Here is a 25241-nt window from a genome sequence, read left to right on the forward strand (position 1 = left end):
TACATACAAACAAATGTAAAAAAGTACCCGAATTATTTGGCTGTTCCAAATAATTTCGTAAACACACACACACACACACACACACACACACACACACACACACACAAATAGTTTCGTGGGTATGCGTCGTATTATCTAGAAAATTACTTCAACTTTTATCGTTAATTATAAATATAATTCCACCAACTTTCGTTGGAGGTTTTTTGCGTTTACACCATTCTAATTTTAGCCTTCATAAATACATGCTAAAAGCACCATTGTTTTGTCTCATAACATGGTCGTTCTTGTTGGGTGCTTTTAGTGTTCAGAGGGAGCGTTATGTTCTTTCTGTTTTAGCCTTTCCTCTCGTTTTGTGTGTGTTTAGAGGGGGAAGGCGTTTTTTTAGGTTAGAGGTGAGATATGAAAGATTAGAATTTAGTATCACCTCAACTCTTAAGTCTAATATCTATAATCTTAAAATATTAAACCTTATGAAAAAGATTCTATTCTGTGTAATGTTTTTTCCAATAGCATTACAAGCACAAGTTGGTATCAATACCAACAACCCAAAAGCCACCTTAGAGGTGAAGAAAAACTCCCTTATTCCTGTCACACAGGCACAAGGAGTGCTATTCCCTAAATTTACGACAGCAGAGCGTTTAGCTTTTTCGGAAACAACCGAAGAAGGCACTATTATTTACAACACAGAAAAAAGGTGTTTAGAAATGTACTTAGGTGTTATTTCGGGAGTTCACCAATGGGCATGTTTACCTGATGTTGCATCAGCTAAATCTCAAAGCGTCACAGTAACGGCAGTAGGGTTTGAGGGGGCTTATGTAGGGGGAGTTTCATTTACAACAGCTAACCGTGTAAAATTCCGTTTGGAGAACAATTCGTTTTCTAATATTAGCTCCTCTTTTGCCGATGCTGTAAGTATTAAGAATGGTACAAGTAGTCTTACCATTTCTAACTGTCAGTGGCAAAAACTCAACGGCTCTACACTTATAGGTAGCGTGGCATCATGCACCTCAGGAAATCCTATTGCTTTAAATTCTGGAGAGTCAGCAGTGCTGTCGTATACAATAAGTGGCACACCTGAAGCAGGAACTTTACAAGCTAGCTTTAGTAAACTTGGAGCTCAAGCCGACCAACAAACACAAGTGGGCTTAGGTTCAGCAACTATTACTTCACCTAAAGCCGAGTATGTGGCGTCTTTAGAGTATAATGGTTTTACTTATCAAGGTAAAATAGACAATGTTACTAATAAATTGGTAGTAAAAATCCCTTATACCAATGGTAGTGGTTCTTATAATGCAGTTACCTCCGCACCAGTAACCACCGCCTCTGGACAAGGTAATGATACCAATACTCTTACACTTAATATTTCAGCGGGTAATTTCGGAGTAACAGGCTCTTTAGACGCTACTATTACCGTAGGCGGAGGTGACCAAGAATATTTAGTAAAAATGTTAGCTCCAGGGGAAGAGTACATTATTGCTACGATTCCTTACACACTTAATGATAAGCCGTATAATATAGTACTCAAAGGTATAGGTGGTATCCCTGATCGTTGTTATAGTAAGACTACTTTTGATTGTGTAGGTTATGGTTCAGCTACAGAAAAAGAGCACCAATTCATTTATATCCCAGTAGAGGGACCAGATGGCAGAACTTGGCTTAATAACAACCTTGGAGCGGAATACGCTCGTGTAGATTCGCCTTGGTTTAACCCAACCCATCAGGCAGGGGCTCTTGATTATACAAAAACAACTACAGCAGAAGCTCCTAGTACACTTACTGCCGATCATATCAAAAAAGATTGGCGCGCCTATGGTTCGCTCTTCCAATGGCAAAGGAAACCAGACGGACATGAACTTATCACTTGGACCAGTGATACTAATGGTACTCCAAAATATACGAACACAAATTCTTTATCTAACTCTTGGACAACCCCTAATCATAGCTTGTTTATCATAGGTAATGGCTTAAATAATTACAGTTGGGTAGATAGTGCCTTAAATAATGCATCTACTAATAAAGATTTATGGCAGGCTAACGGTTCTAACAATCCTTGTCCTGTGGGTTATCATGTGCCTACGAATGCCGAGCAAGAGGCTTTACATAATGCGATTTTAGGTTATAGTACAGGTACTAGTAACACTAATTCCAACAAAATGTGGAATGAACGGAGCCTCCACCTACCTGCGAGTGGTCACCGCTACGCCTACAATGCAGAGCTCAATAGTCAGAGCAACTATGGTCGTTTGTGGAGCAGCGATCAGAGCAATAGCGGCTACTCGTGGAACCTATGGTTTGGCATTGGTAGTAGTAGTGTAAGCGACAGCAGCAACCGTACAAACGGCTTCAGTGTCCGCTGCATCAAGGATTAACCCTTTCCATAAATTAAAACTCTATTATAAAAATATTCATCCTTTAAATAATATATGTTATGAACACTTTAAAAGCGTGGTTGCGTCCCAACCTATTGACAAAAGACGACCCGAGCGATTTTGTAGCCATGCCACTTCTAGGCGGTAGCCTTGGCATTACAGAAATTATAGATGCTCTAAAAAAAGAGGGTATGGAGATACAAACCGAAACGGCGGTGGATATTATCACCCGTTTTAACCGTAAGGCTTCGGAGTTGGTACTTAACGGATACAGTGTGAATACTGGACTAGTGTATATGCGTCCTGCCATTAAAGGCATATTTTACGATAAGACTTGGGATAAGGAGAAACATTCGGTGTATGTAAATGTGAACCAAGGCACCGACCTAAGAAAAGCCGCTAACGATACCAAGGTAGAAATCCTCGGCGAACAATCCAGCCCAATGAGCGTGTTCAGCATCACCGATAAAGCCACAGGCAAAGCAGACGGCACCCTTACCAAAGGTAAGAATGCCGAAATCAAAGGTACTTACATTAAAATAGATGGCGACAATCCTAAAAACGGCATCGTCTTCAAAAACCTAGACACTCAGCAAGAAGTGAAACTCTCAGCAGAGCATATTGTACTTAATGAGCCGTCGAGGGTGCTTATCCTCGTGCCTTCGGATTTGGAGGCGGGTAACTATGAACTCAGCATCACCACGCAAAGAAGTAGTGGCAACGCCCTACTCAAAGACCCTAGAACCGAAACTTTATCTACGCCCGTAGTGATAGGGTAATGGTCTTAATAACATCTATAAAGCCCACCACTCTTAAATTGTAGTGGTGGGCATTTTTATTCTGATAGCATAATCACAAACAGTCTGCCCAATGTCGAAACCTCCGACACGGTAATGTCTATCATTCCGATATTAGCAAGTCGTACCATACGACATGATAAAGTAGTCTATCCTTATATAAAACATCGTAATACATATCAATAACCAACCTAGATATAAGGCATGATACTTATCAATCAGTTTTTTAGTTGCTTTAGCTTTATTTTCTCTAAAAAAAATTATCTTTGCTAAAACAAAAAACAGATTTAATTTTCATATCAAAATGAAAGGGATTTTAAAAATCTATCACCCAGAAGAAACACTGAAATATCACTTCAGTAAAACCTATTGCAAATCGGTTCTTAGTAACGATAAAATCTTATTAGAGGTAGAGCTCATCACCAGCGAGGACATGGATCATGTAGAAGACGACTCTTTACAGTACCGTTTTCCTCAACTGGCACTTAATATTTCGGACTTCCCCATCGCATCAAAGGCTTTAGAAGGACAAACATTCAACATCAATAATGAAGAAGAACTCTACGCCGAAATCAATTTATACGACGATGATGAAACAGAGCTTTTAGACAATCAACTTTCGTTTAGCCTTAATGACGAAGGGGTTTTACAACTTATATGGGAAGGCGAAGTTTCAGATTTTTACACTAATTCTGACGAGCCTCTTTCCTTTAAACTAAAATGCCATTTTAAGGAAGATTCTATAGAGATAGAGGATTAACAAAAGATAATTCATAACATCCAAACAAGTTGAGAAATTAGCCTAAGTAATATCTCAGGGCTTTTTTCGTTAGTATAACATAAATTTATTTTAAAAATGAACGACAGCATACAAATGGTATCTCAAACCACAAATACAGAAAAGCAAGTCTTTTCTCTATGGGAAATATTATTCGGAGGTGGCATCATCTCTAATGTGATTATGATAGCTATATTCTTACTAGGGATACTCGCTCTGTATATTTTTCTAGAACGCTACTTTTTTATTCGTAGAGCGGCTAAGACCGACCCTAACTTCCTTAATAATATTAAAGATTTCGTCTATGAAGGTAAAATAGACACCGCTATAGATTTATGCAAGACCTCTAATACCCCTGAAGCCAGAATGATAGAGAAAGGGCTTAGCAGAATAGGTCGCCCCATAAGTGATATTAGCAATGCGATGCAAAGCCAAGGTAACCTAGAAGTGTCTAAACTTGAGAAAAACCTCAACTTATTAGCTTCTGCTTCTGGTGCCGCTCCTATGTTGGGCTTTTTAGGTACGGTAATCGGTATGATTATGGCGTTTTTTGAAATCTCTAATGTAACAGGAGCCGTAAGCCCTAAACTTTTAGCATCAGGTATTTATACCGCTATGGCAACCACTGCCGCAGGGCTTTTTGTGGGTATTCCAGCTTATTTCTTCTATAATATCCTCGTAACTAAAGTAGACCGTTTAGTGCTTAAAATACAAATTCATGCAGGGGAATTCCTAGATGCTATCAATAAGCCATTATAAACTAAAAAATTAATTTATGGAATTAAAACGCAGAAATAGAGCAAGTGCGGAGTTTAGTATGGCTTCTATGACGGATATTATTTTCCTCTTGCTGATATTTTTTATGATAACCTCCTCTGCTATTAGCCAAAGTGCCATAGAAGTAAAGTTGCCACAAGCAGCAGAAGGCTCTCCTGCAACTCAAGACCCTATTTCGGTTACCATTTCTCCAGAAGGCGACTATTTCGTAAACGATAAGGCTGTAAATAAGGAAACTCTGGAAGCTACCCTTAATGCCTTATTGAAAAACGAAACCAAACCTTCCTTTACAATAAGAGCCGATGAAAATACGAGACACAAAGATGTCGTTTTCGTAATGGAAATCGCCGAAAGAAACCGCTACAATATTGCTATCGCAACCGTACAAGAAAAGTAAACTTATGAGCCAAACCATAAATACATCGGAAAGAAAAGACCAAGTCAAAAGTGCCATTATCACATTTTTGATTAGCCTTTTGGTATTCTTAGCTTTGTATTTTTATTCGTTTACTAGAGAACTTCCAAAGGAGGAAGTCGTAAGCACAATGCTCATCAATTTTGGAGACCAAAACGAGGGTAACCTTCCTGAAGAACCCCAAAACCAAGAGAGTAGTCTATCCGCCACCGAGACTCCAACACCAATACAAGAAATACAACCTACACCTGTAGAACCTCAACCCAAAAAAGAAGTGGTTAAAGAGAAAATTATCACAGGGCAAAATACCAAAACAAGTGCTGAAAAGGTGGAAAAAGTAGCCTCTAAACCTACAAAAGAAAGCACAACAAACACCCAAAAGAAAGAAACCACGACACCTAAAAAAAGTAGTACCATTGCACAAAATAAAACCACAACCAACCAAGGTGATGGCAGAGGTAACGAAGCTATTGGCAACCTCATCAGAGGACGAGGCACCAACAAAGGAGCTCAAGGGAGTTCCCAAAACACTTCTGGAAATACAGGAGACCCACTAGGTGGTGATAGCAATGGCGATAGTAAAATCGGCATAGACCGAAAGTTAATCGGATTTATACCTGGAACTATGGGGCGTGGTGGTTCACAGCCGTCTCACCAGTGTTCAGCGTCAGGCACCATTAGCATTTCTTATGTGGTAGATAAAGCGGGTAATGTAATTTCGGCTAGACGAAGTGGTGGTATTACAGACCCTTGTGCCGTAAATACAACCATAGAGTGGGTAAAGAAATATGTAAAAGCAGAAAGAGCTAACACTTCTTCTACTGGCACTTACAAAATCACTTTCTAAAGCCTAATCAAAAGGGATTTTAGGATATAAGGAAATTCAAGATGAATAAACCCAATATAGTTATTATAGGAGGTGGAGCTTCGGGATTTTTTTCCGCAGCTAATATAGATACCTCAAAATACGATGTCTGCATACTAGAACAAAATGCAGAGGTTTTACAGAAAGTAAAAATATCAGGAGGCGGACGCTGTAATGTTACCCACGCTTGTTTTGATGCTAGAGATTTGGTTCAGTTTTACCCACGAGGTCATAAGGAACTTAGAAGTGTCTTTAGTAAATTTCAACCTGATGATACTATGGCTTGGTTTTCAGAACGAGGTGTTTCGTTGAAGATTGAAGACGACAATAGAATCTTCCCAGAGTCTAACCGTTCCCAAACTATTATCGATTGCCTACTTTCTTCTGTCAAAGAGAAAAACATTGAAATCCATACTAAAACCACAGTAAAATCTATCTCTAAGCAAGACCATCAATATCTCATTATTACTAATGGAGAGTCTTTCTTAGCGGATATTGTAATTTTCTGCACAGGCAGCTCTCCTAAGGCATTAAGGCTAATGGAAAGCTTAGGACATACTATTGTAAAGCCCGTCCCTTCTTTATTTACCTTTAACATCAAAGACAACTTACTAGAAGGACTTTCAGGCACTAGTTTTCCGTCGGCAGAAGTGAGAATACCAGAACTAAAGTCTGAAGAAGCAGGAGCTTTACTCATCACTCACTGGGGACTTAGCGGACCTACCATTTTAAAACTATCGGCTTGGGAAGCTAGAAGGCTAAATGATTTAAACTACCACTTTAGTATTGAGGTTAATTTTGTTGGAATTTCACCTAATGATGCCGAAACTCTTATCCAAGATTTTAAGCAAAGCCACCCAAAGAAAACATTAAGCCAAGGAAAACCTTTTGATGTTACCAATCGTTTTTGGCAAAGCATTTTAGCAGTTTCTCGTATCAACTCCGAAAAACAATGGGCTCACCTCTCCGCAAAAGAAACACAAACTATCATAGAAAACCTCTGTAAAAAGAAGCTTTCCGTAACAGGCAAATCTACATTTAAAGAAGAATTTGTAACTGCTGGAGGCGTCTATCTAAAAGAAATTGATTTTAAAAACATGAAATCTAAAATACTTCCTAATTTCTACATCGCAGGAGAAGTTTTGGATATAGATGCCGTTACTGGAGGATTCAACTTTCAGGCCTGTTGGAGCGAAGCGTGGCTCATCGCACAAGACCTTAATTCAATATAAAACTAAAAGAACCGAGATGTATATTTTCTCGGTTCTTTTATTATCATTCTGTTCAAAAGTTTTATCCTGTATAAGTATGCACACTATTCTGTGCGGTTGGCAGGTAATTAACTCCAAACCAACATACCAACAATAACAAGAATGCCACTATGATGATATAAAACGGCATCGTACTTTCTTCATTTTTAAACTTAAATCTGTAGTGAATATACACCAAATATCCTAACCAACTTATAAATGCCCAAGTTTCTTTAGGGTCCCAAGTCCAATAATGTCCCCATGCTTCCTTTGCCCATAATGCTCCAAACAGAAGTCCTAATGTTAAAAAGCTATAACCTACATTTACCAACTGGTTCATCAGCTGTACTGTCTCCCCTACTTGTTCTTTTTTGTAATAACGGTAAAGCCCAAAAACAGCCACTAATGTCGCCATACCAAACATCGCATAAGCAAATATATACACCACCACATGCGGAATAAACCAAACGCTATGTAAGGCAGGCATCAAAGTTTTATTGATGGTATCTGGGTTGAAATAGGTAATCAGAGTAAAAACACCTGCCATTACGATAGCATAGTGCAAAATCCATTTTTGTTTGTATAAAAAATACAATACCCAGCCTATTACCGAGATAAAAAAGGCATACCAAATTCTAGTTTCTGCCAAAGTACGCAAAGGTGGTCTCTCTAGGGTTATCCATAAATTGGAAATAAAATATCCTAAAACGACAATCCCCACCAAGTGAAGTCCTAATGCTAAATTAACCAATGGTTTCTTTTTGAATAATAACAGAACTCCTGAGGTTACCCACAATATCAATAAAGAAAATACGATATAACTAAATACACTCCACATAACTACTTACGATTTTGAAATAAAAAACTAATAGTACCCAACATAAGTATAAAAATACCTATATACACCAACGGTAACCACGGGTCTAGCACCAATTCTAACACACTAATATCTGACCATCGCCCTAAGTTTTCGTTATAGCTGACTTGATAGATTTTCCAACCATTAACTTCTAGTGGCTGATTAACCAATATTTTACCTTCCTCCACTTTTGAGCTTTCTTTTTGGTAAATTAAAACATCGGACTGATATTTTTTAGCCTCTGGTGGCGACATTACCAAAGTTCTATTTTCGCTTAGCTTGATAGCTTTAGGTGGAAACATAAAGTTTCCGCAAGAAATCCACTCTTCTTTTTGCTCTTGTGTTTTTTTATTTTTTACAATAACCTTAGCCGCATTAGTTGCTCCCCACATTGGGTTTTTAGCGTAAGTGTTCTCTCTAACAATAACTGCATTTTGTACATATTCTACCAGTTTCACCTCCCAATCTTCAAAAGTATGTGTCGCCCCTACCTTTTCCAACATAAAGCCGTCTGGTTTAGACTTTGGTAAAGTTTCCCCTTTTTCATCTATAAGGAATAGCTTGTTAGGATAAATCTCCATCTCAAACTTCTTGAGTTCAAGTGCTAGTGGTAGCTCTACCACATGTCCATTCTCATCTACTGCTCTCCATTCGGGACGACCATCTTGCAGAGTCATTTTAAGTTTCGTAAGGTCTCCCTGACCTAAAACTCCAGCAAATAAAGCTAACCATAACCCAAAATGATTGAGTAAAAAAGTAATGTTTTTCGCTTGAAAAACCAAGGCTCTCTTGAGAATACTCAACCACAAATTGATCAATAGAATAAAGAAAATCAAGGCAAAATACCATGTAGTCGTAATCTGATTAACCCCCAACTTGTTAAGTGTATTATAATAAGTAGATTCTGGAGCCACATTAAATACGCCCAAACCTATACTCAAAAAGCCTAAAACAATGGTAGTTACAATAGCAAACGGTGAGCTATCTAGCAAACTAATGATTTTCTTCTGCTTGAAGAAATTAAAAATAAGCGTCCATACCAATACAAAGCCTACACCAGCCCCTATATTATATGGAAACGAAACATACTGTTTAGGAATATTTCCTAAAAAATACTGAAGAAGAACTCCCAACGCCAACAACCCTAAATTGATAATTAAGGCATCTCTAAACTGAGTTCTACTAGTTAATGTATTTTCAAATTTCATATCAATTCTATCTATTTCATAAACATAAAAACTCCCACAACTTCGACTAGAAATGTAGGAGCTTAATATTATTAGTCTTATTTATCTTTTATCAGAACTCCCTTAGCTTTTGCTTTCTTCAACCATTCTGGAACTACGGTTTTCATAAACTGTGCTTTAGCAGCTGATTCTTTAGGTATATCTAAACCAATGAATTTTTGTGCTTTAGCTTTAGTACTTACATCTGGCATTACAAACTTACCACTAATATTTTTCTTGTTAGAAATATCATTCATCTTCGCTTCAGCTTGTACTGCTAAGTAAAGACCATCACCCAAAATACGCTGAGATTCTAGTGGTGCGTGGAACGCAGCTCCGTGTGATGCAGTAATGAAATCCCATCTCCATTGTGATTTTCTGATAAGGTCTAAAACAGGTTTCATTTCTTGCTCAGTAGCATTATTATCCCAAAGGAATTTAGCCATTAAATGAACTTTTGCTAACTGCTTTTCTAATCTATTTCTAAGTTGATATACCATATCTTGTCTTTCGTACACATTCTGAGCAAGAGTAGTTTCTGACTCTCTATGACAAACCTGACAAGTATTATTGATATTAGCCAATGGGCTAGAAATGTGGTGGTCTGTATATTTAACCCCTCCTTCTGACTTATATGGCATGTGGCAATCTGCACAAGACACTCCTCTCTGAGCATGGATACCTAAATTATAAACTTCAAAATCTGGGTGCTGAGCTTTTAGAATAGGTGCTTTACTCAACTTATGTACAAAGTCTACATGTTTTGCATTATCATAATATTCTTCCATATTTTCTAGAGACATACCTTTATCCCAAGGGAAAGTAAGGTATTTATTATCCCCTTTAAAGTAATACTCCACATGGCACTGTGCACAGACTAAAGAACGCATCTCTTGGTGTGTTGCTTTCTTAATATCTTTACCCATTCTTTGATAAGCCTCTACCAATGCAGGGCGAGTAATGGTTAAATTCATAGTCTTAGGGTCGTGGCAATCTGCACAACCAATAGGGTTTACCACATCGCTTCCAAGTTGAGACCACTTAGCTTTATAGAAGTTTTCTACTCCCATTTGGTTCATCATTCTAGGCACATCTGGGCTTTTACAAGTCCAACAAGTCCCTGGTTGCACATCTGGATGATTAGCATCAGGAGCACCTGTTCTTAGAGTACCCACCACATCTTTCACTGAATAGAAATGCCCTCTAGGTGCTTTATAATCTTTTGCAAAAGCATATCCCGCCCAAAGGATTACCATTTCTGGTCTTTCTTCTAGCAAGTCGTCATCGTTACTACTCATATGTTTAGATCTAAAAGTAGTGTCTGCTGTTTTTGCCCAAGATTCATACTCACGAGGGTAAGAATCTCCCCAAATTTCATTTCTAGACTCAAAATCTTTAATATTATTATTAGCTTTAGAAAGATGCATAGACTCTGCCTTTCTCTGCATAATAGAATTAGCAAGCATCCCCAAACCAAAAATAACCACTCCTAAAATTCCTACAATTAACCAACTCTTGCGTTTCATAACTTTATGTATTATTATTTTTCTACTTGTTTGCTTTTTCTTTTGTCATTTTATTAAGCCATTCAGGCACTGGAGTTTCCGCCAAAGGCACTCTAGCATGAGGTGCAGAATTAAGCCCTCTTACATTACCATGTGGCACATCTCTATGGCACTCCCAACATAGTTTACCTTCGTCCTTATGAGCCATACTTGCTGTTACAGAGGCTGTACCCACCACACTATTCAAATCATTATGACAACGGATACAATTCTCCTGAACTACTGTTTCCCCTGGTTTTCTAATTTTAATTACCTGAGGCTCCATTCTTAGAGAATACATACTGGCGTGTCTCATACCGTCCATTGCTTTAAAATAGTACTTTCTGAAGACATTGTCGTGAGGTACATGACAATCGTTACAATTAGTTACCCTACCATGAGAAGAGTGAAACCATGTAGAGTACTCCGGAGCCATAATATGGCAGTTTACACAGGCTTTAGGATCATCTGAAAGGTAAGAGTACGCTTTAGAAATGTAAAACACATACATAAATAACCCAAGTGCTACTCCTAATAGTACAGGAAATAACCATCTTTCCTTCCGTCTATTTGTTTTAGACTTACCTTCATAGTTTTCTCTCTTCATCATAGGGGTCTATTTTTAAATTACTAGACAAAGGTAAATAGTATTAAATATTTCTTCCTAATAAAACCACCTAATAATTATCATATTTTTAAAAATTAACCTTGATTAAATGATAAATATTAACTGATAAATATCATTATGACAAATATCACAACAAAATACACTTATTAGAAACTGATTTGATACTAATTTTGTCTAGCATTTGAATTATTAACTTAATAATAAATATTATGAAAACTTATTATTTACCTTTATTGAGTATTTTTCTATTATCTCATTCTCAAATATTAGCTCAGGATTCTTCAAACAAAGACAATACTTTCGACATGTCCTTGCAAATTCGTCCAAGAACTGAGTACAGAAACGGAGCCTACACTCCATTAAACCAAGGCGAGCAGAATGCTTTTCTCACACACAACAGAACAAGACTGAGCATGAATTACTCTAACAAAGACTTATTAAAGGTAAAATTCTCAGTACAAAACATCAATATTTGGGGGCAAGCTAACCAAGTACAAACCGTTGACCCAACAGGAGGAATGTCTATCTACGAAGCATATGCAGACTTAAAGTTATCCGAAAATCTAAGAACTAGAGTAGGACGCCAAATGATAGCTCTAGATGATGATAGAATTTTCGGAAGCCTTGACTGGCATCCTGCAGGAAGAAGCCACGACGCTTTAGCCCTAGAATGGAATAAAAACAATACTAGCGTAATTACTTATGCCGCTTTTAACCAAAATTATAAAAACAACAACCTTAATGTAAATAATCCAATAGGTCAATTTTTTACTCCTACAGATGCGCAGCCGTACCAGCACCTTCAGTTGATTCATTTTAAACATCAACTATCCAAAACTTCTTATTTTTCAATATTATTGAATAACCTAGGCTACCGAAACGATTTATTACCTGATACCAAAACACATAACTTACAAACTTTTGGTATGAATTATTTTGGTAAGAAAAACGCTTGGAACGGACATTTCTCATCTTATTATCAAATGGGAAAAAACGCTCTGGGTACTAAAAAATCTGCCTATTTACTTTCTGGTTCATTAGGTTATCAAGTTGCAAAACCTCTCAATATCAGCATCGGAGCAGATTATCTCTCTGGCGACGATGCCAACAGAACCGATAACATTTCTAACTCATTCGACCCACTTTATGGAACTCACCATAAATTCTATGGTTTCATGGATTATTTTTATGTAGGGAACGCTCATAAAAATGTAGGATTATTAGACACCCATGTTAAGCTATCTGCAAAGGTTAGCCCGTCACTAAATCTAGGATTAAATACCCATTTATTCTATTCTGGAGCTAACATTTACAGCAATGATAAAAAGCTATCCTCTTACCTTGGTAATGAATGGGATTTCACTTTTGGATATAATGTGATGCCTAATGTAAGTATTGTAGGTGGTTATTCTTTCTTCCTAAACACAGAATCATTGAGATATCTTAAAAATAAAAGCACAGCCAACCCTTATCAAGATTGGTTTTGGGTAAGTTTAAATGTAAACCCTCAGATTTTAAAAGCTAAATTTTAAGTCAAAATAAAACTTAATACAATCCATAAAAAAGGAGACCTAACATTAGGTCTCCTTTTATTTACTTAATATGATTTACATCTTATTTCTTAATAAATTTAGAAGAAACAGTTTCTAAATCATTCTCTACATTTACCACATAAGCACCTGTAGCAAGATTTGAAACATTAAGTTTATTTACTCCCGCTTCAGCTTTAGTTTCCACAACCATACGTCCTGCCATATCATATACTTTTATAATCGCATTTTTAGACAATTTTTCAGGAACATCTACATAAGCCACATCTGTTACTGGATTAGGATAAACTTTAAAGTCATTATTGCTAGACACCATATCAGAAGCACCCTCAGCGAAACTAGTATAACCTGGCTCTAACCTTAATGTATAGCAAGAGTTAGGACTAGAACCTGAATATGGACTCACTAACATATAATAAGTACCTGCCGCCAAATAAGTTTGTATCAACTCAGATTTTGTTCCAGAGTTAAGAGATGACCTAATTTGAGTTCCTGCACTATTGTACAATCTTAAATCTATATCATGAGTTAATCCACTTAACTTTACTGTAACATAACCTGCAGTACTTGTAGTTAACACATAATAATCTCTATCTGTAGTTGTCTCTATTGCAGCATTATAATCTCTATTCAACGCCGTAATTCTAGTTGCAGCAGAGAATGTATTATTAGGCTCATAAGCACCATTACAAGTAGTTACCGCAGCACTTGATGTTCTAAACGAAGCAGCTGCATAATTACTCATAGAAGTTGAAGAACAATTAGTTCTCACTCTCAAATCATAAGCTGTATCTGCTAAAAGACTTGTAAGAGAAACAGTAGTAGATGTTGTAGTAGTTAAATCTACCCAAGAAGAGCTAGATGCTAATTTATACTGCAATGTATAGTTTACATTAGCCGAAGAGCTTGCCGTCCAAGAAACTCTAGCCGTAGATGTAGTAACATCACTTACCGTCATATTAGATGGGTCGCCACACACTGTAGGTGTTGGTGTCGGCGTTGTTGTTCCCCCTTCATTAGCTCCAGTAACTATTAGAGTATAGTTTTGACTAGAGTTAGTCAATGTTCCTTTATGAGAAACTCTTACCGTATATTCCCCCGCAGGAACCACTCCTAAATCAACTCTCTCAAAGTTATCGCTATTGTTATCTCTTTTAGCGTTAGTACTTCTAGAAGTAAGAGCCCAAGGGAAATAAGTAGTACCATTAGAAGAAGTTACTCTTAGGTCTAAATCGTTAACCAATCTTCTAATAGAGCTATTTAACTGAGACGATGTCTGAAGAGGTCCTGCTGGATCATACCAAGAAATTGACACTCTAATAGGCGTAACTCCGTCAGAAACTATCTTTTTAGTATAAGATGCTCCATTAGCTAAATTTAAATTTTCTATTGAAGAAGAAGTTCCTCTAGCATCAATTGCCTCTACCATTTTCTTTACATTAAGAAGCCCCCAACCAAAATTAGCATCAGGACCTTCCATACCTGCATCATCAGCCGTATGCAAAGCTAAACCTTTCAGCTGAGCTCCTAGCATAAATTGTCCTTCTTTATTATTATAATGCTGTTGAACCAAAAGTAGAGAACCTGTAACATTAGGACTCGCCATAGATGTACCTGTATAACTATCATAGTAAGCATTTCCATAAGTTTTACCAGTACTAGTAGATGTATATGCAACTGGAGAATATACTTGAACCCCATTACCTGCTATATCTGGCTTTACCCTTAAATCATCAGTAGGACCTTGACTACTAGAAGAAGCGATAGTTACAGATAATAGATTACCCTGAGCATCCACATTAGCATCATTAGCATTAGCTACAACTAATGCGTTTTTAGATGTAGAATGCCCTGTTAATTTATCATAATCATTAGTAGTACCTCCTAGTGGACTTGCATTAAGCAATTCGTATCTACCCGTGGTCTCATTATAGCCATAGTTAGACCCATCATTACCAGCAGCTACACACATTAAATAATATGGTGCACTATACATCAATCTATCCCAGTCTGCAGACTCTCCTATATAAGCTCCAAAATACCAATCTGGAAGAGATAACGAATTATATCCGTATGAATGATTACTCAACAACATACCTGCTCTCGCCGCTGTACTTGCTTCAGAGTAGTCTGATGACCAATCGTAAGAACGAATTAAAGCTTTGCTTGCCATACCTTTAGCTGCCGCAGTTACACCTGCCGCAGCAATAGTTCCTCCCACATGGGTTGCGTGGTTATCCCCATTATAACTAGCACCATCTCCTACTGTAACTCTATTACCAAACTCTGTATGAGAAGGTCTTACACTACCTGCATCCCATACATAAGCCGTCATACCCTGCCCATCTAATTGCAATCCTAAACTACCTCCCGTATTTAGGTGATTAGCTCTGGTAGATCTTGCCGCAGCAACATTATTATTGGTAAAATAAATAGGAACTCCATTCTCTACTCTAATAAGCTCTGATGTCCCACCTTCCTTATGTTGAATCTTCAATGGTAGATTATTTGTCTTCAAAAACTCCGCTAATTCAGCTTTTTGTTTTTGTTCTTTAAGTTTACTCTCATCAACAATTTTGTCTAATTTTTGCTGATTGTACTCTCTAGCGATTTTTAATCGCTGTTGCTCCGTTTGAGCAAAGAAGAAGACAGATACCCCTAATGTAAAAGCCCCCGTAAATAATACTTTCTTTTTCATTTTTTATAAGTTTTATTAAACAATTCAAATATATATTTTTTACAACAAAAACAAAATATTATAACAAATAAATTAAAATAAAAAAATATACAATGCATAATATTTACAAAAAAAACACCATTTACCATCAAATTAAAATATATAAAAAATCGTTTTTATCATCATTTTTGTCTATTTTTGCCATATAAATGAACTCACTAAAAACACTCAACCCTTATTTTTGGAAACACAAGAAACTTCTTTCTTGGGGGATTTTTTTCATTATAGCAAGTAACTTTTTTGCCATCTACCAAATTCAGTTTATAGGCAAAACTGTAGATATTATTCAAGAGGTTATATCCCAAAAAGACACCACTCAAGAGATTCTTTTTCGCACACTTTTAATTAACGGAAGTATCATCATAGGAGCCTCTGTACTGTCTGGCATATTTAGATTTATGATGAGACAAACCATTATTGTGGCATCTAGAAAAATAGAATATGAACTAAAAAATAATATCTACCGACAGTACGAAAAATTATCCTTAACTCAATACAAATCTACCACTATAGGAGATTTGCTTAATCGACTAAGTGAAGATGTCGTTGCCGTAAGAATGTATCTAGGTCCTGGGATTATGTATGTCATCAACTTGGTGATACTACTCATTATCACGAGTGTATATATGTTCCAAACTAACCTACAAATGACTCTTTGGACTCTTCTTCCCTTGCCTATACTTTCGTTCACTATTTATAAAGTAAGTTCTATTATCAATAAAAAGTCCAAAATCATGCAGAAAAGCCAATCTGCTATTTCTACATTTGTACAGGACAGTTTTTCTGGTATTAGAGTAATAAAGTTTTTCAATAAGGAAAAGTACATTCAACAGAATTACAACTCTAAGGTAAAACACTATCAAGAAAAAGCTCTAGACCTTGCCAAAACAGAGGCCTATTTTTTCACGATAATATTACTAGTCATTGGTTTACTCAATATTATTATACTATATATTGGAGGACAAAAATACATAAAAGGAGAAATGAGCATAGGCGCCATTGCAGATTTCTTTATGTATATCAATATCCTTATTTGGCCTTTTTCCATGGTAGGCTGGGTAACCTCAGTAAACCAAAGAGCTGCCGCCTCCATGCAAAGGCTTAATGAGTTTCTTGACAAAAAATCCGAAATTACTAACAAAAATAAAAATCATTATAGCATAAAAGGAGATATAGAATTTCGTAATGTGAGTTACACATACCCTAATACAGGCATTAAAGCACTAAATAATATTAGCTTTAAAATAAAAGCAGGAGAATCTCTTGCTATTATGGGGAAAACAGGCACAGGAAAATCCACCATAGCTCTTCTTCTTTGCCGATTGATAGACCCAGATGAAGGAGATATTTTCATAGATGGCATCAATTTAAAAGAGCACAATCTAGAGGTTTACAGAAATGCTTTGGGCTATATTCCACAAGAAAGTTACTTGTTTTCTGACACCATCGAGAATAATATAGGCTTTGCCATAGATAATCCCAGCATAGAAACCATTGAAGAACACGCTAAAAAAGCTGATATTCATAAAAATATCATTGAATTTAAAGACCAATATCAAACTATGGTAGGAGAAAGAGGTGTAATGCTATCTGGAGGACAAAAACAAAGAATTTGCATCGCTAGAGCCCTTATAAAGAAGCCTACCATACTTATATTTGATGATAGCCTTTCTGCACTAGACACAGAAACAGAAGAAAACATTCTAAAAAATCTAGAAAACCTAGAAACGGAGTGTACCAGAATCATTATCACCCATCGTACATCTAGTGCTAAAAATGCACATCATACATTACATCTTTCCCCGAGCAACTAATTTTCAATATCTTATGTTACTTTTTGGCACTCTCAAAAAAGAGAAAAAACTTTATAAAAGCAAATATAAAAACATATAAAATACTGATTAACAAAAAGTAAAGCATAAAATTAAAGTTTTTAAATAATCCTTTGATGATTAGCAGATTTATTTTATATTTGTTACCTAAGATTTCTAAAAAATAGATGAAATGAGTGATTACAAGGAAAAACGAAATGAAAATGAAATTTTCACTAGAGTGTTAAAAGCAGGAAGAAGAACCTATTTCTTTGATGTTCGTGAGACGAAAGCAGGAGACTATTATCTTACCATTACCGAAAGTAAGAAACACTTCCAAGACGGAGGCGAGGCCACATTCGAAAAGCATAAGATTTACCTTTATAAAGAAGATTTCAAAAACTTTTCTGAAATGTTTAATGAAGCGTCAGAGTTTATTATTAGTGAAAAAGGAGAGGATGTAATCTCTGAAAAACACGATAAAGATTTCAAAGGAAGAAACTACACCTTAGATACCCACGAGGAGATTTAAAAACATAAACTTCATAAAAACAAAAAAACATCTACATAAAGTAGATGTTTTTTTGTTAGGGTGACTGACCGGGATCGAACCGGCGACCTTCAGGACCACAATCTGACGCTCTAACCAACTGAGCTACAATCACCATTTTGTGGGTGCAAATATAGAAATATTTTATCTATTTACAAAATTATTGAATCAAAATTTTTAAAAGCAATCAGTTTTTCAGAAGTAAATCCTTCCGCGTAAGACACTCCAGACAACCTCCCTAAATCCTGAGCTCTATAAGTAAGACTTTCCAGAAAATCTTTAGTAGAGATTGGAGTCATCGGTTCTTCCGAATTAGGATTATAAAATTGCGTTTCGTAAGCTAAACAAGCCTCAATCTTTTTATCCATAAAATCAGATATATCCACCACAAAATCAGGCTTTATAGACTTCCATTGTATATAGTTAAAGATATGCTTAGGTCTCCACACTGGCTGAGTTTCACCAGCATCAACCGTTTCAATTTTAATAAGACCTGATAAAAAACAAGCATCTGAAACCAACTTAGCCGCTTTTGCATGATCTGGGTGGCGATCATCTATTGCATTTGCAAAAATAATTTCAGGCTGATATTTCCTTACCATCTTTACAATACGCATTTGATACTCCTCTGTATTACTAAGAAAACCATCTTTCATGCCCAAGTTTTCTCGTGCCACAACCCCTAAAATATTTGATGCTCTTTTAGCTTCTTTTGCTCTAGTTTCATTTGTCCCTCTCGTGCCTAATTCTCCTTCCGTTAAATCTACTATCGCTACTTTTTTACCTTGAGAAATAAACTTGGCTAAAGTTCCACCACACCCTAGCTCAACATCATCAGGATGTGCTCCAATGGCTAAAATATCTACTTTCATAGTACAAATATAAGGTTTATTCTAAAAAAATAAGAGCTTCTTAAGAAACTAAGAAACTCTTATTTATAATCAATTAAATATTAAAAAACACTAATTATTGGCTAAGTAATTTCAATAAATTTTGAGCATCTTTATACTCAGGGTTTAACTGAACAGATTTCAATGCGTATTCTTTAGCCTTCTCTTTATTTTTATCTTTTTCTAAGTAAGCTACTGCAAAATAAGCATAAGAAAGTGTTTCTTTACCTTGCATTTGCTCCTCTGCGGGTTTCTTATTCATATTATCTATATAAGTCTGATAAGAAATTTTAGCCAACTCGTTATTACCTGCTTGTTGATACGCATACCCTTGGCTATAATAAGCTGGAGCCCAATCAGGAATTAAGTCTATCATGTTCTGCCAAGTATAAGCTGCTCCATTCCAGTTTTTAGCATCTTGATAAGCCATCGCTAACTTATAAATATTGTCTGTATTTTTAGGGTCTGCAGCAATAGACTTCTTCAACGCTTCTATCTCTGGATTAGTAGGGCCTGCTTCTGCTGCTTTTTTAAGATCAACTCCTCCTGCCATAATTTTAGCCAACTCTGCATCCCATTGCATAGTTTCATCTTTTGCTGCCTTCGCGATTGCTATTTTTTCGCTAGACATTTTCATAAGATTAGCCTTTGTTGACTCATCCTGTGCTTTTTGAGATTGCCCTGCGTAGATTAACCCTAATAAACCTTGGTCTGCAGGCAGTACTCTAGATGCATCTGCCTTAGAAATAAATGTATCTAGATTTTGTTTAGCCTCATCATACTTTTGCTCTCCATATAAGAGATAGGCATTGAGCTTGTACTTAATAACATCTTCAACTTTATTAAAAACCTTATCTAAAACTTCTCTAGATTCTGTATAGTTTCCATTTGCGAAATAAAGCTTGGATACCTCTAACATCGTTACAGGGTCTTCATCAGCATATTTAAGATAATTCAACAAATTACTTGCCGCCGCATCATGCTTTTGATATCTGATGTTATAATTAGCAAGAGCCTTATATGCTGGAGCATAGGTAGGGTCTACCGCTATAGCTTTGTTAAGGTTATCTGTTGCTAATTGCCACTGATTAGCAGCCATCCACAAAGTCGCCATTCTAGTAAATACGGATGCTTTATTTCTAGCTACTACCGCTGCTTTATCATAAGCAGACATCGCTTTACCAGCATCTTTTTTAAGACGATAAGCGTCTCCTAAAGAATAATAATAATTAGCAGGCACATTACCTTTCTTTCCTGCTTTTTCTATAGCCTGACTAATAAATTCTACAGCTAAATCTGGAGCATTATTATTCTCAAACATTGTAAGAGCCTCACCTGCTCTAAATAATACCTCAGGATCTTTTCCTTTAGAATCATTTACAATTTCCTGTATTTCGTTAATTGCAGATTTATTTCCCTTTCCTAACTTAATAGAAGCCAAGCCTATTCTATCTAAATATGCTTTTTTATCTAAAGCCAAACCTTTATCAAAGTATTCTTTAGCTTTATCAAAATTAGGTTCGTATTGAGTTAAGTAAATGTTTCCTAAATAAAAATAATTTTCCGCAGAAGGAGATTTCTGAAGTAACTGATTGAACACCTCTTTAGCTTTTGCATATTTATGAGCATCCATATTCTGGAGACCTTCTTCTACTGTCTGTGCACCTGCAAAACCGAACATAAAAGCGGCAGCAGCACCTAATACCATTTTCTTTGTCATTTTTATATTTTTCATTTTTAAGGTTATTTAATTTGGCTTACTTTATTATAAACAACTATCAAGCCATTTTTAAAGTAAAGAGTTGCTAATATAAGAGTTTTATCTCATTTGAACTTCTCTTTTATAGATATTATAAGGCTGTAACCCCTGCTTAGAAACCACTATTTGACCTATTTGAGTGCAAGAAAACCTTATAAACCCATTTCCTACTCCAAAAAAACCTTCATTTGTCAAGAAGTAAAGAATCCTTGAGAACGGATACTTCATATTTCTTATATTTGAGAGTTCAGGCTTATATATTTTCCCTTTTTCATCCATTACTGGTAATACTTTTACTTTCTCTCTTAACGCTATAGCTTCTGGAGAAAATTCCCTGCTTATTGTATTAAGGCTTATCACTCCTATTTTATCACTAAATTTATCTATACTGTTTACAATATTTTCATTCCCTTTAATAATAGAATATTTAAGAGTTGATGGTTTAGCATTAAATTTTTGCGCTATAAAATTGAGATTACTAGCATTAGTACCATCAAATATTAAATTTTTAGACTCAGAATTGAGCATTTCTTTAATTTCAGAAACTTTGATATGCTCTCTATTTGAATTTTTAGGAACAATAAAGACCACAGCATCTCCCGCAAATTTAGCAGGATTATACTCCAAATCCACTTTACTCTTATAGACTTCCTTTTCTTTTTTTGTAAGCTCTCTAGACATCACTATCACTCTAGCATTACCCTCTAGCAAATCTATAAAAGCCGAATCTTCTTTCTTATAAACAACATCTAGTTTAGCCTCTGGATAAAAAGCCATATATCTTTCTGCCAAAGCCTCCGTTACATTTTTAAACGAAGGGTCTGCTACCACCTGAATTTCTCCTTTTTGAGGGTTTTCCGCTTCTTTACCCTTTTTACAGGAAAGCACAACCACCAATAGAAATAATAAATAAACTATTTTTTTATACATCTTTCTTACTCTGTTTTATATTATAGATTGCCCTAAAGACCCTGAAAACTCCATAAATTACCATCAAAATACCTAACGGATAGGCAACATAATCATCTAACTGAATTACAAAAAATTTATACACTAGTACCACAACTCCTAAAGTAAGGTACATAACACCTGCCAAAATAGATAAATAATTAAACATAGCAACAAATATAACAAAAAAGAGAAGCCCTAAAGCTTCTCTTATAATAATTTTAACAGAATTTTAATACTCAAAATTCATTGCTACTGGCATTCTAAATCTTGAACGAACTGGCTCCCCATTTACTTTACCAGGAGTCCATTTCTTTCTGATAGATTTCACAGCTCTTTCTGCCTCTCTGTTAAATGTAGAGTTAGAACCCGTAACTTTTACCTGAGAAAGTGAACCATCTCTCTCTACTACGAAAGTAACCTCAGCTTTTAAAGTACCTTCATCACCTTCCATTACCGAAGTATCAAAAGACTCTTGGAAAGCACTTCTAAATCCGTTAAGACCTCCGCCTGAGAACTCCGCCTCTTGGTCTACCATTGTATATACTTCAGTAGTACTCACTTGAGGCTTTACCTCTACCGTTGTTCCTTTTCCTGTAGAAGGAGGTGGTGGAGGTGGTGCATAAGAAGGTTTTTTAACACCTTCTTGGTTTACCAAACCTGTGGTGGTCTCCAACTGCTTAGATATTGGCGGTGGTGGAGTCTCTATTTTAGGATTTTTAACGGGCTCAGGAACCACATTCTGAATGATTTCAATCTTTTCCTCTTCCACTTTTGGAGGTGGTGGAGGCGGTGGTGTTTCCTCTTTAGGCTGTTCTAAAATAGGTTCTTCCTCTGGAAGAATCTCCATAAGATTAGCCTCTACTTCTTGTTTAGGCGGAGCCGTTAGCTGTTTAATTTTCATAACGACGAACGGTGTAGCCGCAGCTAAACAGAATAAAGTAGTACCTATAATCATAGACCTTGTAAGAATACTCTTATAGCTCTGTCTTAGGTCATAAGCACCATAGGCTTTATTTCTGTTTTCAAATACAATCTCATCCAAACTTGGATTGTACCCTAAATTTTCATCTGACATATATAATATGAATTTTTAAGGGTTAAAAAATACTATTTTGTGATACCAACCTTCTTTTCATAAACAGCTTTTTCCCAATCTTTAATATCGGTTACCCCATATTGTTCACTTTTGGTGACAGCCATTTCGTCAAGAACATCTACAAAATTCTTATACACTGCATCATCCGTTGGCTTGATAATAACTGTAAATTTATTTACATCTTTAGCCCTCTTCTTAGCATCTTCTATGACTTTCGTAATCCCATCTTTATCGTAAGTAGTCTCTTGGAGTGTACTCTCATTAAGCCCCTCCTTATCTAACTGATGATAAAAAATCCTATTATCTTTTCCTATAATGAGAGAAATAGAATTACTCAAATCAATTACGATATCTTTAGGTTTTTTCGCCTCATCCTTAGGTTTCGCAGGAAGACCTAAATCCATCACATTTGGTTTACTAAAAGTAGTGGTAAACATAAAGAATGTAATGAGTAGAAAACCTAAGTCTACCATCGGAGTCATATCCACCCTAGTGGACTGCTTCTTGGAACGTACTTTGCCGCCCTTTTCGCCCTTATCCTGTACTTGTACTTCTGCCATTTCTATTCTCTATTTGCCTCCCTCTTGGGTAGTGATTAACCAAAACTTGTAAAACTCAATGTCTCTCAATCCTTCAAATAAATCTTTTACTTTTGGATAGTTAGTGTTGCCATCTCCTTTGATGGCTAACTTATAGTCAGGGTTTATTTTTAAACTCTGCTCTACCCAATCAATAACTTGTTTATTTGTACTGTCCATAGGTATTCCCGTAGGACTCTTAAACGCTTTCTGCTCATCTTCTGATAAGTTTAAGTAACTTTTCAACTGTGTCATAGGTACACCTATCGCTTGCACTTTTGTGAACGCTACTTTTTCCTTATCGGTAAAAGAAAGTCCGTACTTCTGTCCCATGTTGTCTAGAAGCTGAATTCTTTCAGTTCCGTTCTCTACAGGTTGGAAGTAAAATTTTCCATCTGGTGTTACATTTACCGTCATTAGACTAGCATCTGGTAACAACTTTTCAGATATAGAAGATGGCGGTTTTATCTGCTCTACATCAGGCTTTTTAAACTGTGTAGTCAAGATAAAGAAGGTAAGTAGTAAGAATGCAACATCACACATCGCTGTCATATCCGTTACTACACCATGTCTTTTTGGTTTGACTCTCGCCATATTATTAACTCTTTTTTATTTATTAAACTTCTTTTTTATTAGAGCTTCGCTAAAATTATTATCTAGCAGAAGCTCTAAATTTCTTTTTTTTCAGAATCTAACTTATTAGTTGAACTCAGCGAAAGACTGCTGAATAGACATACCAATCTCGTCTATCTTATAAGTTAATCCGTCTATCTTAGATGTAAAGAAGTTGTAAAGGATAATTGCAATAGCTGATGTACCGATACCTAAAGCCGTGTTAATCAAGGCTTCTGAGATACCGATAGATAGAGCCGCAGCATCTGGAGTACCACCACCAGAACCTAAAGCGAAGAACGCCTTAATCATCCCGATTACCGTACCTAAAAGTGCTACTAATGTTGCTACTGTACCTAATGTAGAAAGAATCATCATATTTTTCTCTAACATAGGCATCTCTAATGTTGTAGCTTCTTCTAAAGCTTTAGTTAAAGCAACCATTTTCTTCTCTTTATCCATAGAGCTATCGTTAGCCAACGCCTTGTATGTAACTAGCCCCTCTTTTACTACATTACCTACAGAGCCTTGCTGAGCATCACACTTCTCAATAGCTTCATCAATTTTATTCTGATTAAGAAGACCTCTTATCTCAAGTACAAATTTGTCAAGATTTCCTTTTCCTTGAGCTTTTTTAATAACGAAGAAACGCTCAAAAGAGAAAACGATTACTGTAATCATAAATAAAATTAGGATATGTACCACTGGACCTCCCATGTAGATAATCCCCATGAAAGACTCTGGATGCAACTCCTTAGATGGTATATCTGCAAAAGCTACAGACGCTTGTCCTGCAATCCTCGCATCTTCTTTAAAGTTACCTGGGTTACCTAATATAAAGATGTAAATACTTAACGCAATTACATACAAAATAGGTAGTACTACAGCTGGGTTAAGCCCGCTCTTCTGTCTAGCAATTACTTGCTCCTCTGTGTTTGAAACATTCATTTCCATATTAAACTAAAATTATAATTGTTATTTTTTTCAGGCTGTAAAGTAAAGTTAAAATATTGAAAAATCCAAATATTATCTTTAAACATGGTGTTTTTTTGACATTCTAGACCTTCTGCTTTCTTAAATTAGATTTACTTTTTTTCCTGATTTTTATCATTATTTCATTTATACACCCACTTTTGATTAACTCATAAGAAAAAACAGACCTTATTTTTTTCGATTTAGCAAGTGTTAAATTTTTATTA

23 protein-coding genes and 1 tRNA gene are annotated in these 25241 nt (G+C 36.1%); 10 read left to right on the forward strand and 14 right to left on the reverse strand.

Annotated elements, in window-relative coordinates; all coding sequences use genetic code 11:
- The first annotated feature begins 470 nt into the window (after positions 1 to 470).
- From GXW81_RS02290 to GXW81_RS02320, 7 genes are all read left to right on the forward strand, one after another.
- Positions 471 to 2369 carry an FISUMP domain-containing protein gene (locus GXW81_RS02290; protein ID WP_161531025.1) on the forward strand — a complete coding sequence of 633 codons (1899 nt, stop codon included), beginning with the start codon at positions 471 to 473 and terminating at the stop codon, positions 2367 to 2369.
- Positions 2370 to 2428: 59 nt separating this feature from the next.
- Entirely contained in the window at positions 2429 to 3148 is a 720-nt protein-coding gene (locus GXW81_RS02295) for a DNA-binding domain-containing protein (RefSeq protein WP_161531026.1), read from the forward strand.
- A gap of 322 nt (positions 3149 to 3470) precedes the next feature.
- Entirely contained in the window at positions 3471 to 3926 is a 456-nt protein-coding gene (locus GXW81_RS02300; protein WP_161531027.1) for a hypothetical protein, read from the forward strand.
- A 96-nt stretch (positions 3927 to 4022) separates the two neighbouring features.
- The gene (locus tag GXW81_RS02305) at positions 4023 to 4703 is read left to right on the forward strand and encodes a MotA/TolQ/ExbB proton channel family protein (RefSeq protein ID WP_013446946.1); all 681 of its coding nucleotides are present in this window, start codon (positions 4023 to 4025) and stop codon (positions 4701 to 4703) included.
- 16 nt (positions 4704 to 4719) lie between these two features.
- Entirely contained in the window at positions 4720 to 5118 is a 399-nt protein-coding gene (locus tag GXW81_RS02310; RefSeq protein ID WP_153938514.1) for a biopolymer transporter ExbD, read from the forward strand.
- 4 nt (positions 5119 to 5122) lie between these two features.
- On the forward strand, positions 5123 to 5983 hold the full coding sequence (locus tag GXW81_RS02315; RefSeq protein WP_161531028.1) for a ferric siderophore ABC transporter substrate-binding protein: 861 nt from the start codon (positions 5123 to 5125) through the stop codon (positions 5981 to 5983).
- A gap of 41 nt (positions 5984 to 6024) precedes the next feature.
- Positions 6025 to 7233, forward strand: a complete 1209-nt coding sequence (locus GXW81_RS02320; RefSeq protein ID WP_161531029.1) for an NAD(P)/FAD-dependent oxidoreductase — start codon at positions 6025 to 6027, stop codon at positions 7231 to 7233.
- A gap of 61 nt (positions 7234 to 7294) precedes the next feature.
- On the opposite strand, the gene ccsA is transcribed toward GXW81_RS02320, so the two are convergent.
- The 4 genes from ccsA to nrfH form a co-directional block, all read right to left on the reverse strand.
- Positions 7295 to 8089, reverse strand: a complete 795-nt coding sequence (gene ccsA / locus GXW81_RS02325) for a cytochrome c biogenesis protein CcsA (RefSeq protein WP_109475270.1) — start codon at positions 8087 to 8089, stop codon at positions 7295 to 7297.
- 2 nt (positions 8090 to 8091) lie between these two features.
- Positions 8092 to 9318, reverse strand: a complete 1227-nt coding sequence (locus tag GXW81_RS02330) for a cytochrome c biogenesis protein ResB (RefSeq protein ID WP_161531030.1) — start codon at positions 9316 to 9318, stop codon at positions 8092 to 8094.
- 77 nt (positions 9319 to 9395) lie between these two features.
- Positions 9396 to 10862 carry an ammonia-forming cytochrome c nitrite reductase gene (gene nrfA / locus GXW81_RS02335; protein ID WP_161531031.1) on the reverse strand — a complete coding sequence of 489 codons (1467 nt, stop codon included), beginning with the start codon at positions 10860 to 10862 and terminating at the stop codon, positions 9396 to 9398.
- Positions 10863 to 10884: 22 nt separating this feature from the next.
- The gene (nrfH, locus tag GXW81_RS02340) at positions 10885 to 11490 is read right to left on the reverse strand and encodes a cytochrome c nitrite reductase small subunit (RefSeq protein WP_064971004.1); all 606 of its coding nucleotides are present in this window, start codon (positions 11488 to 11490) and stop codon (positions 10885 to 10887) included.
- 227 nt (positions 11491 to 11717) lie between these two features.
- On the opposite strand from nrfH, the gene GXW81_RS02345 reads away from it, so the two are divergent.
- Positions 11718 to 13040, forward strand: coding sequence for an alginate export family protein (locus GXW81_RS02345; protein WP_161531032.1), 1323 nt, complete (start codon positions 11718 to 11720; stop codon positions 13038 to 13040).
- An 82-nt stretch (positions 13041 to 13122) separates the two neighbouring features.
- Here GXW81_RS02345 and GXW81_RS02350 read toward each other — a convergent pair whose 3' ends face one another.
- Positions 13123 to 15756 (reverse strand): S8 family serine peptidase, encoded by a 2634-nt coding sequence (locus GXW81_RS02350; RefSeq protein WP_161531033.1) that lies wholly within the window; start codon positions 15754 to 15756, stop codon positions 13123 to 13125.
- 188 nt (positions 15757 to 15944) lie between these two features.
- Between GXW81_RS02350 and GXW81_RS02355 the strand changes: the two genes are divergently transcribed.
- Positions 15945 to 17609 (forward strand): ABC transporter ATP-binding protein, encoded by a 1665-nt coding sequence (locus GXW81_RS02355; protein WP_161531034.1) that lies wholly within the window; start codon positions 15945 to 15947, stop codon positions 17607 to 17609.
- A gap of 190 nt (positions 17610 to 17799) precedes the next feature.
- On the forward strand, positions 17800 to 18138 hold the full coding sequence (locus GXW81_RS02360) for a DUF3276 family protein (protein WP_004917238.1): 339 nt from the start codon (positions 17800 to 17802) through the stop codon (positions 18136 to 18138).
- Positions 18139 to 18197: 59 nt separating this feature from the next.
- On the opposite strand, the gene GXW81_RS02365 is transcribed toward GXW81_RS02360, so the two are convergent.
- The 9 genes from GXW81_RS02365 to GXW81_RS02405 all read right to left on the reverse strand — a co-directional run bounded on the left by GXW81_RS02365 (position 18198) and on the right by GXW81_RS02405 (position 24996).
- A tRNA-His gene (locus tag GXW81_RS02365) sits at positions 18198 to 18271 on the reverse strand.
- A gap of 37 nt (positions 18272 to 18308) precedes the next feature.
- Positions 18309 to 19028 (reverse strand): bacillithiol biosynthesis deacetylase BshB1, encoded by a 720-nt coding sequence (bshB1, locus tag GXW81_RS02370; RefSeq protein ID WP_064970509.1) that lies wholly within the window; start codon positions 19026 to 19028, stop codon positions 18309 to 18311.
- 94 nt (positions 19029 to 19122) lie between these two features.
- Positions 19123 to 20781: a lipopolysaccharide assembly protein LapB gene (locus tag GXW81_RS02375; protein WP_161531035.1), complete on the reverse strand. Its 1659-nt coding sequence runs from the start codon at positions 20779 to 20781 to the stop codon at positions 19123 to 19125.
- An 84-nt stretch (positions 20782 to 20865) separates the two neighbouring features.
- A complete protein-coding gene (locus GXW81_RS02380) occupies positions 20866 to 21735 on the reverse strand; it encodes a PstS family phosphate ABC transporter substrate-binding protein (protein WP_161531036.1) in 870 nt (289 codons plus the stop codon).
- Complete coding sequence (locus GXW81_RS02385) at positions 21728 to 21922, reverse strand: C4-dicarboxylate ABC transporter (protein ID WP_154137759.1); 195 nt, start codon at positions 21920 to 21922, stop codon at positions 21728 to 21730. The genes GXW81_RS02380 and GXW81_RS02385 overlap by 8 nt, the downstream gene beginning before the upstream one ends.
- Before the next feature lie 63 nt (positions 21923 to 21985).
- A complete protein-coding gene (locus GXW81_RS02390) occupies positions 21986 to 22831 on the reverse strand; it encodes an energy transducer TonB (RefSeq protein WP_161531037.1) in 846 nt (281 codons plus the stop codon).
- Positions 22832 to 22863: 32 nt separating this feature from the next.
- Positions 22864 to 23412, reverse strand: a complete 549-nt coding sequence (locus GXW81_RS02395; RefSeq protein WP_161531038.1) for a biopolymer transporter ExbD — start codon at positions 23410 to 23412, stop codon at positions 22864 to 22866.
- 9 nt (positions 23413 to 23421) lie between these two features.
- Positions 23422 to 24024: a biopolymer transporter ExbD gene (locus GXW81_RS02400; RefSeq protein ID WP_004917229.1), complete on the reverse strand. Its 603-nt coding sequence runs from the start codon at positions 24022 to 24024 to the stop codon at positions 23422 to 23424.
- Positions 24025 to 24129: 105 nt separating this feature from the next.
- Entirely contained in the window at positions 24130 to 24996 is an 867-nt protein-coding gene (locus GXW81_RS02405; protein ID WP_064970503.1) for a MotA/TolQ/ExbB proton channel family protein, read from the reverse strand.
- Positions 24997 to 25241 lie beyond the last annotated feature (245 nt).

Source organism: Riemerella anatipestifer (assembly GCF_009932355.1).
Classification (GTDB): Bacteria; Bacteroidota; Bacteroidia; order Flavobacteriales; family Weeksellaceae; genus Riemerella; species Riemerella anatipestifer_E.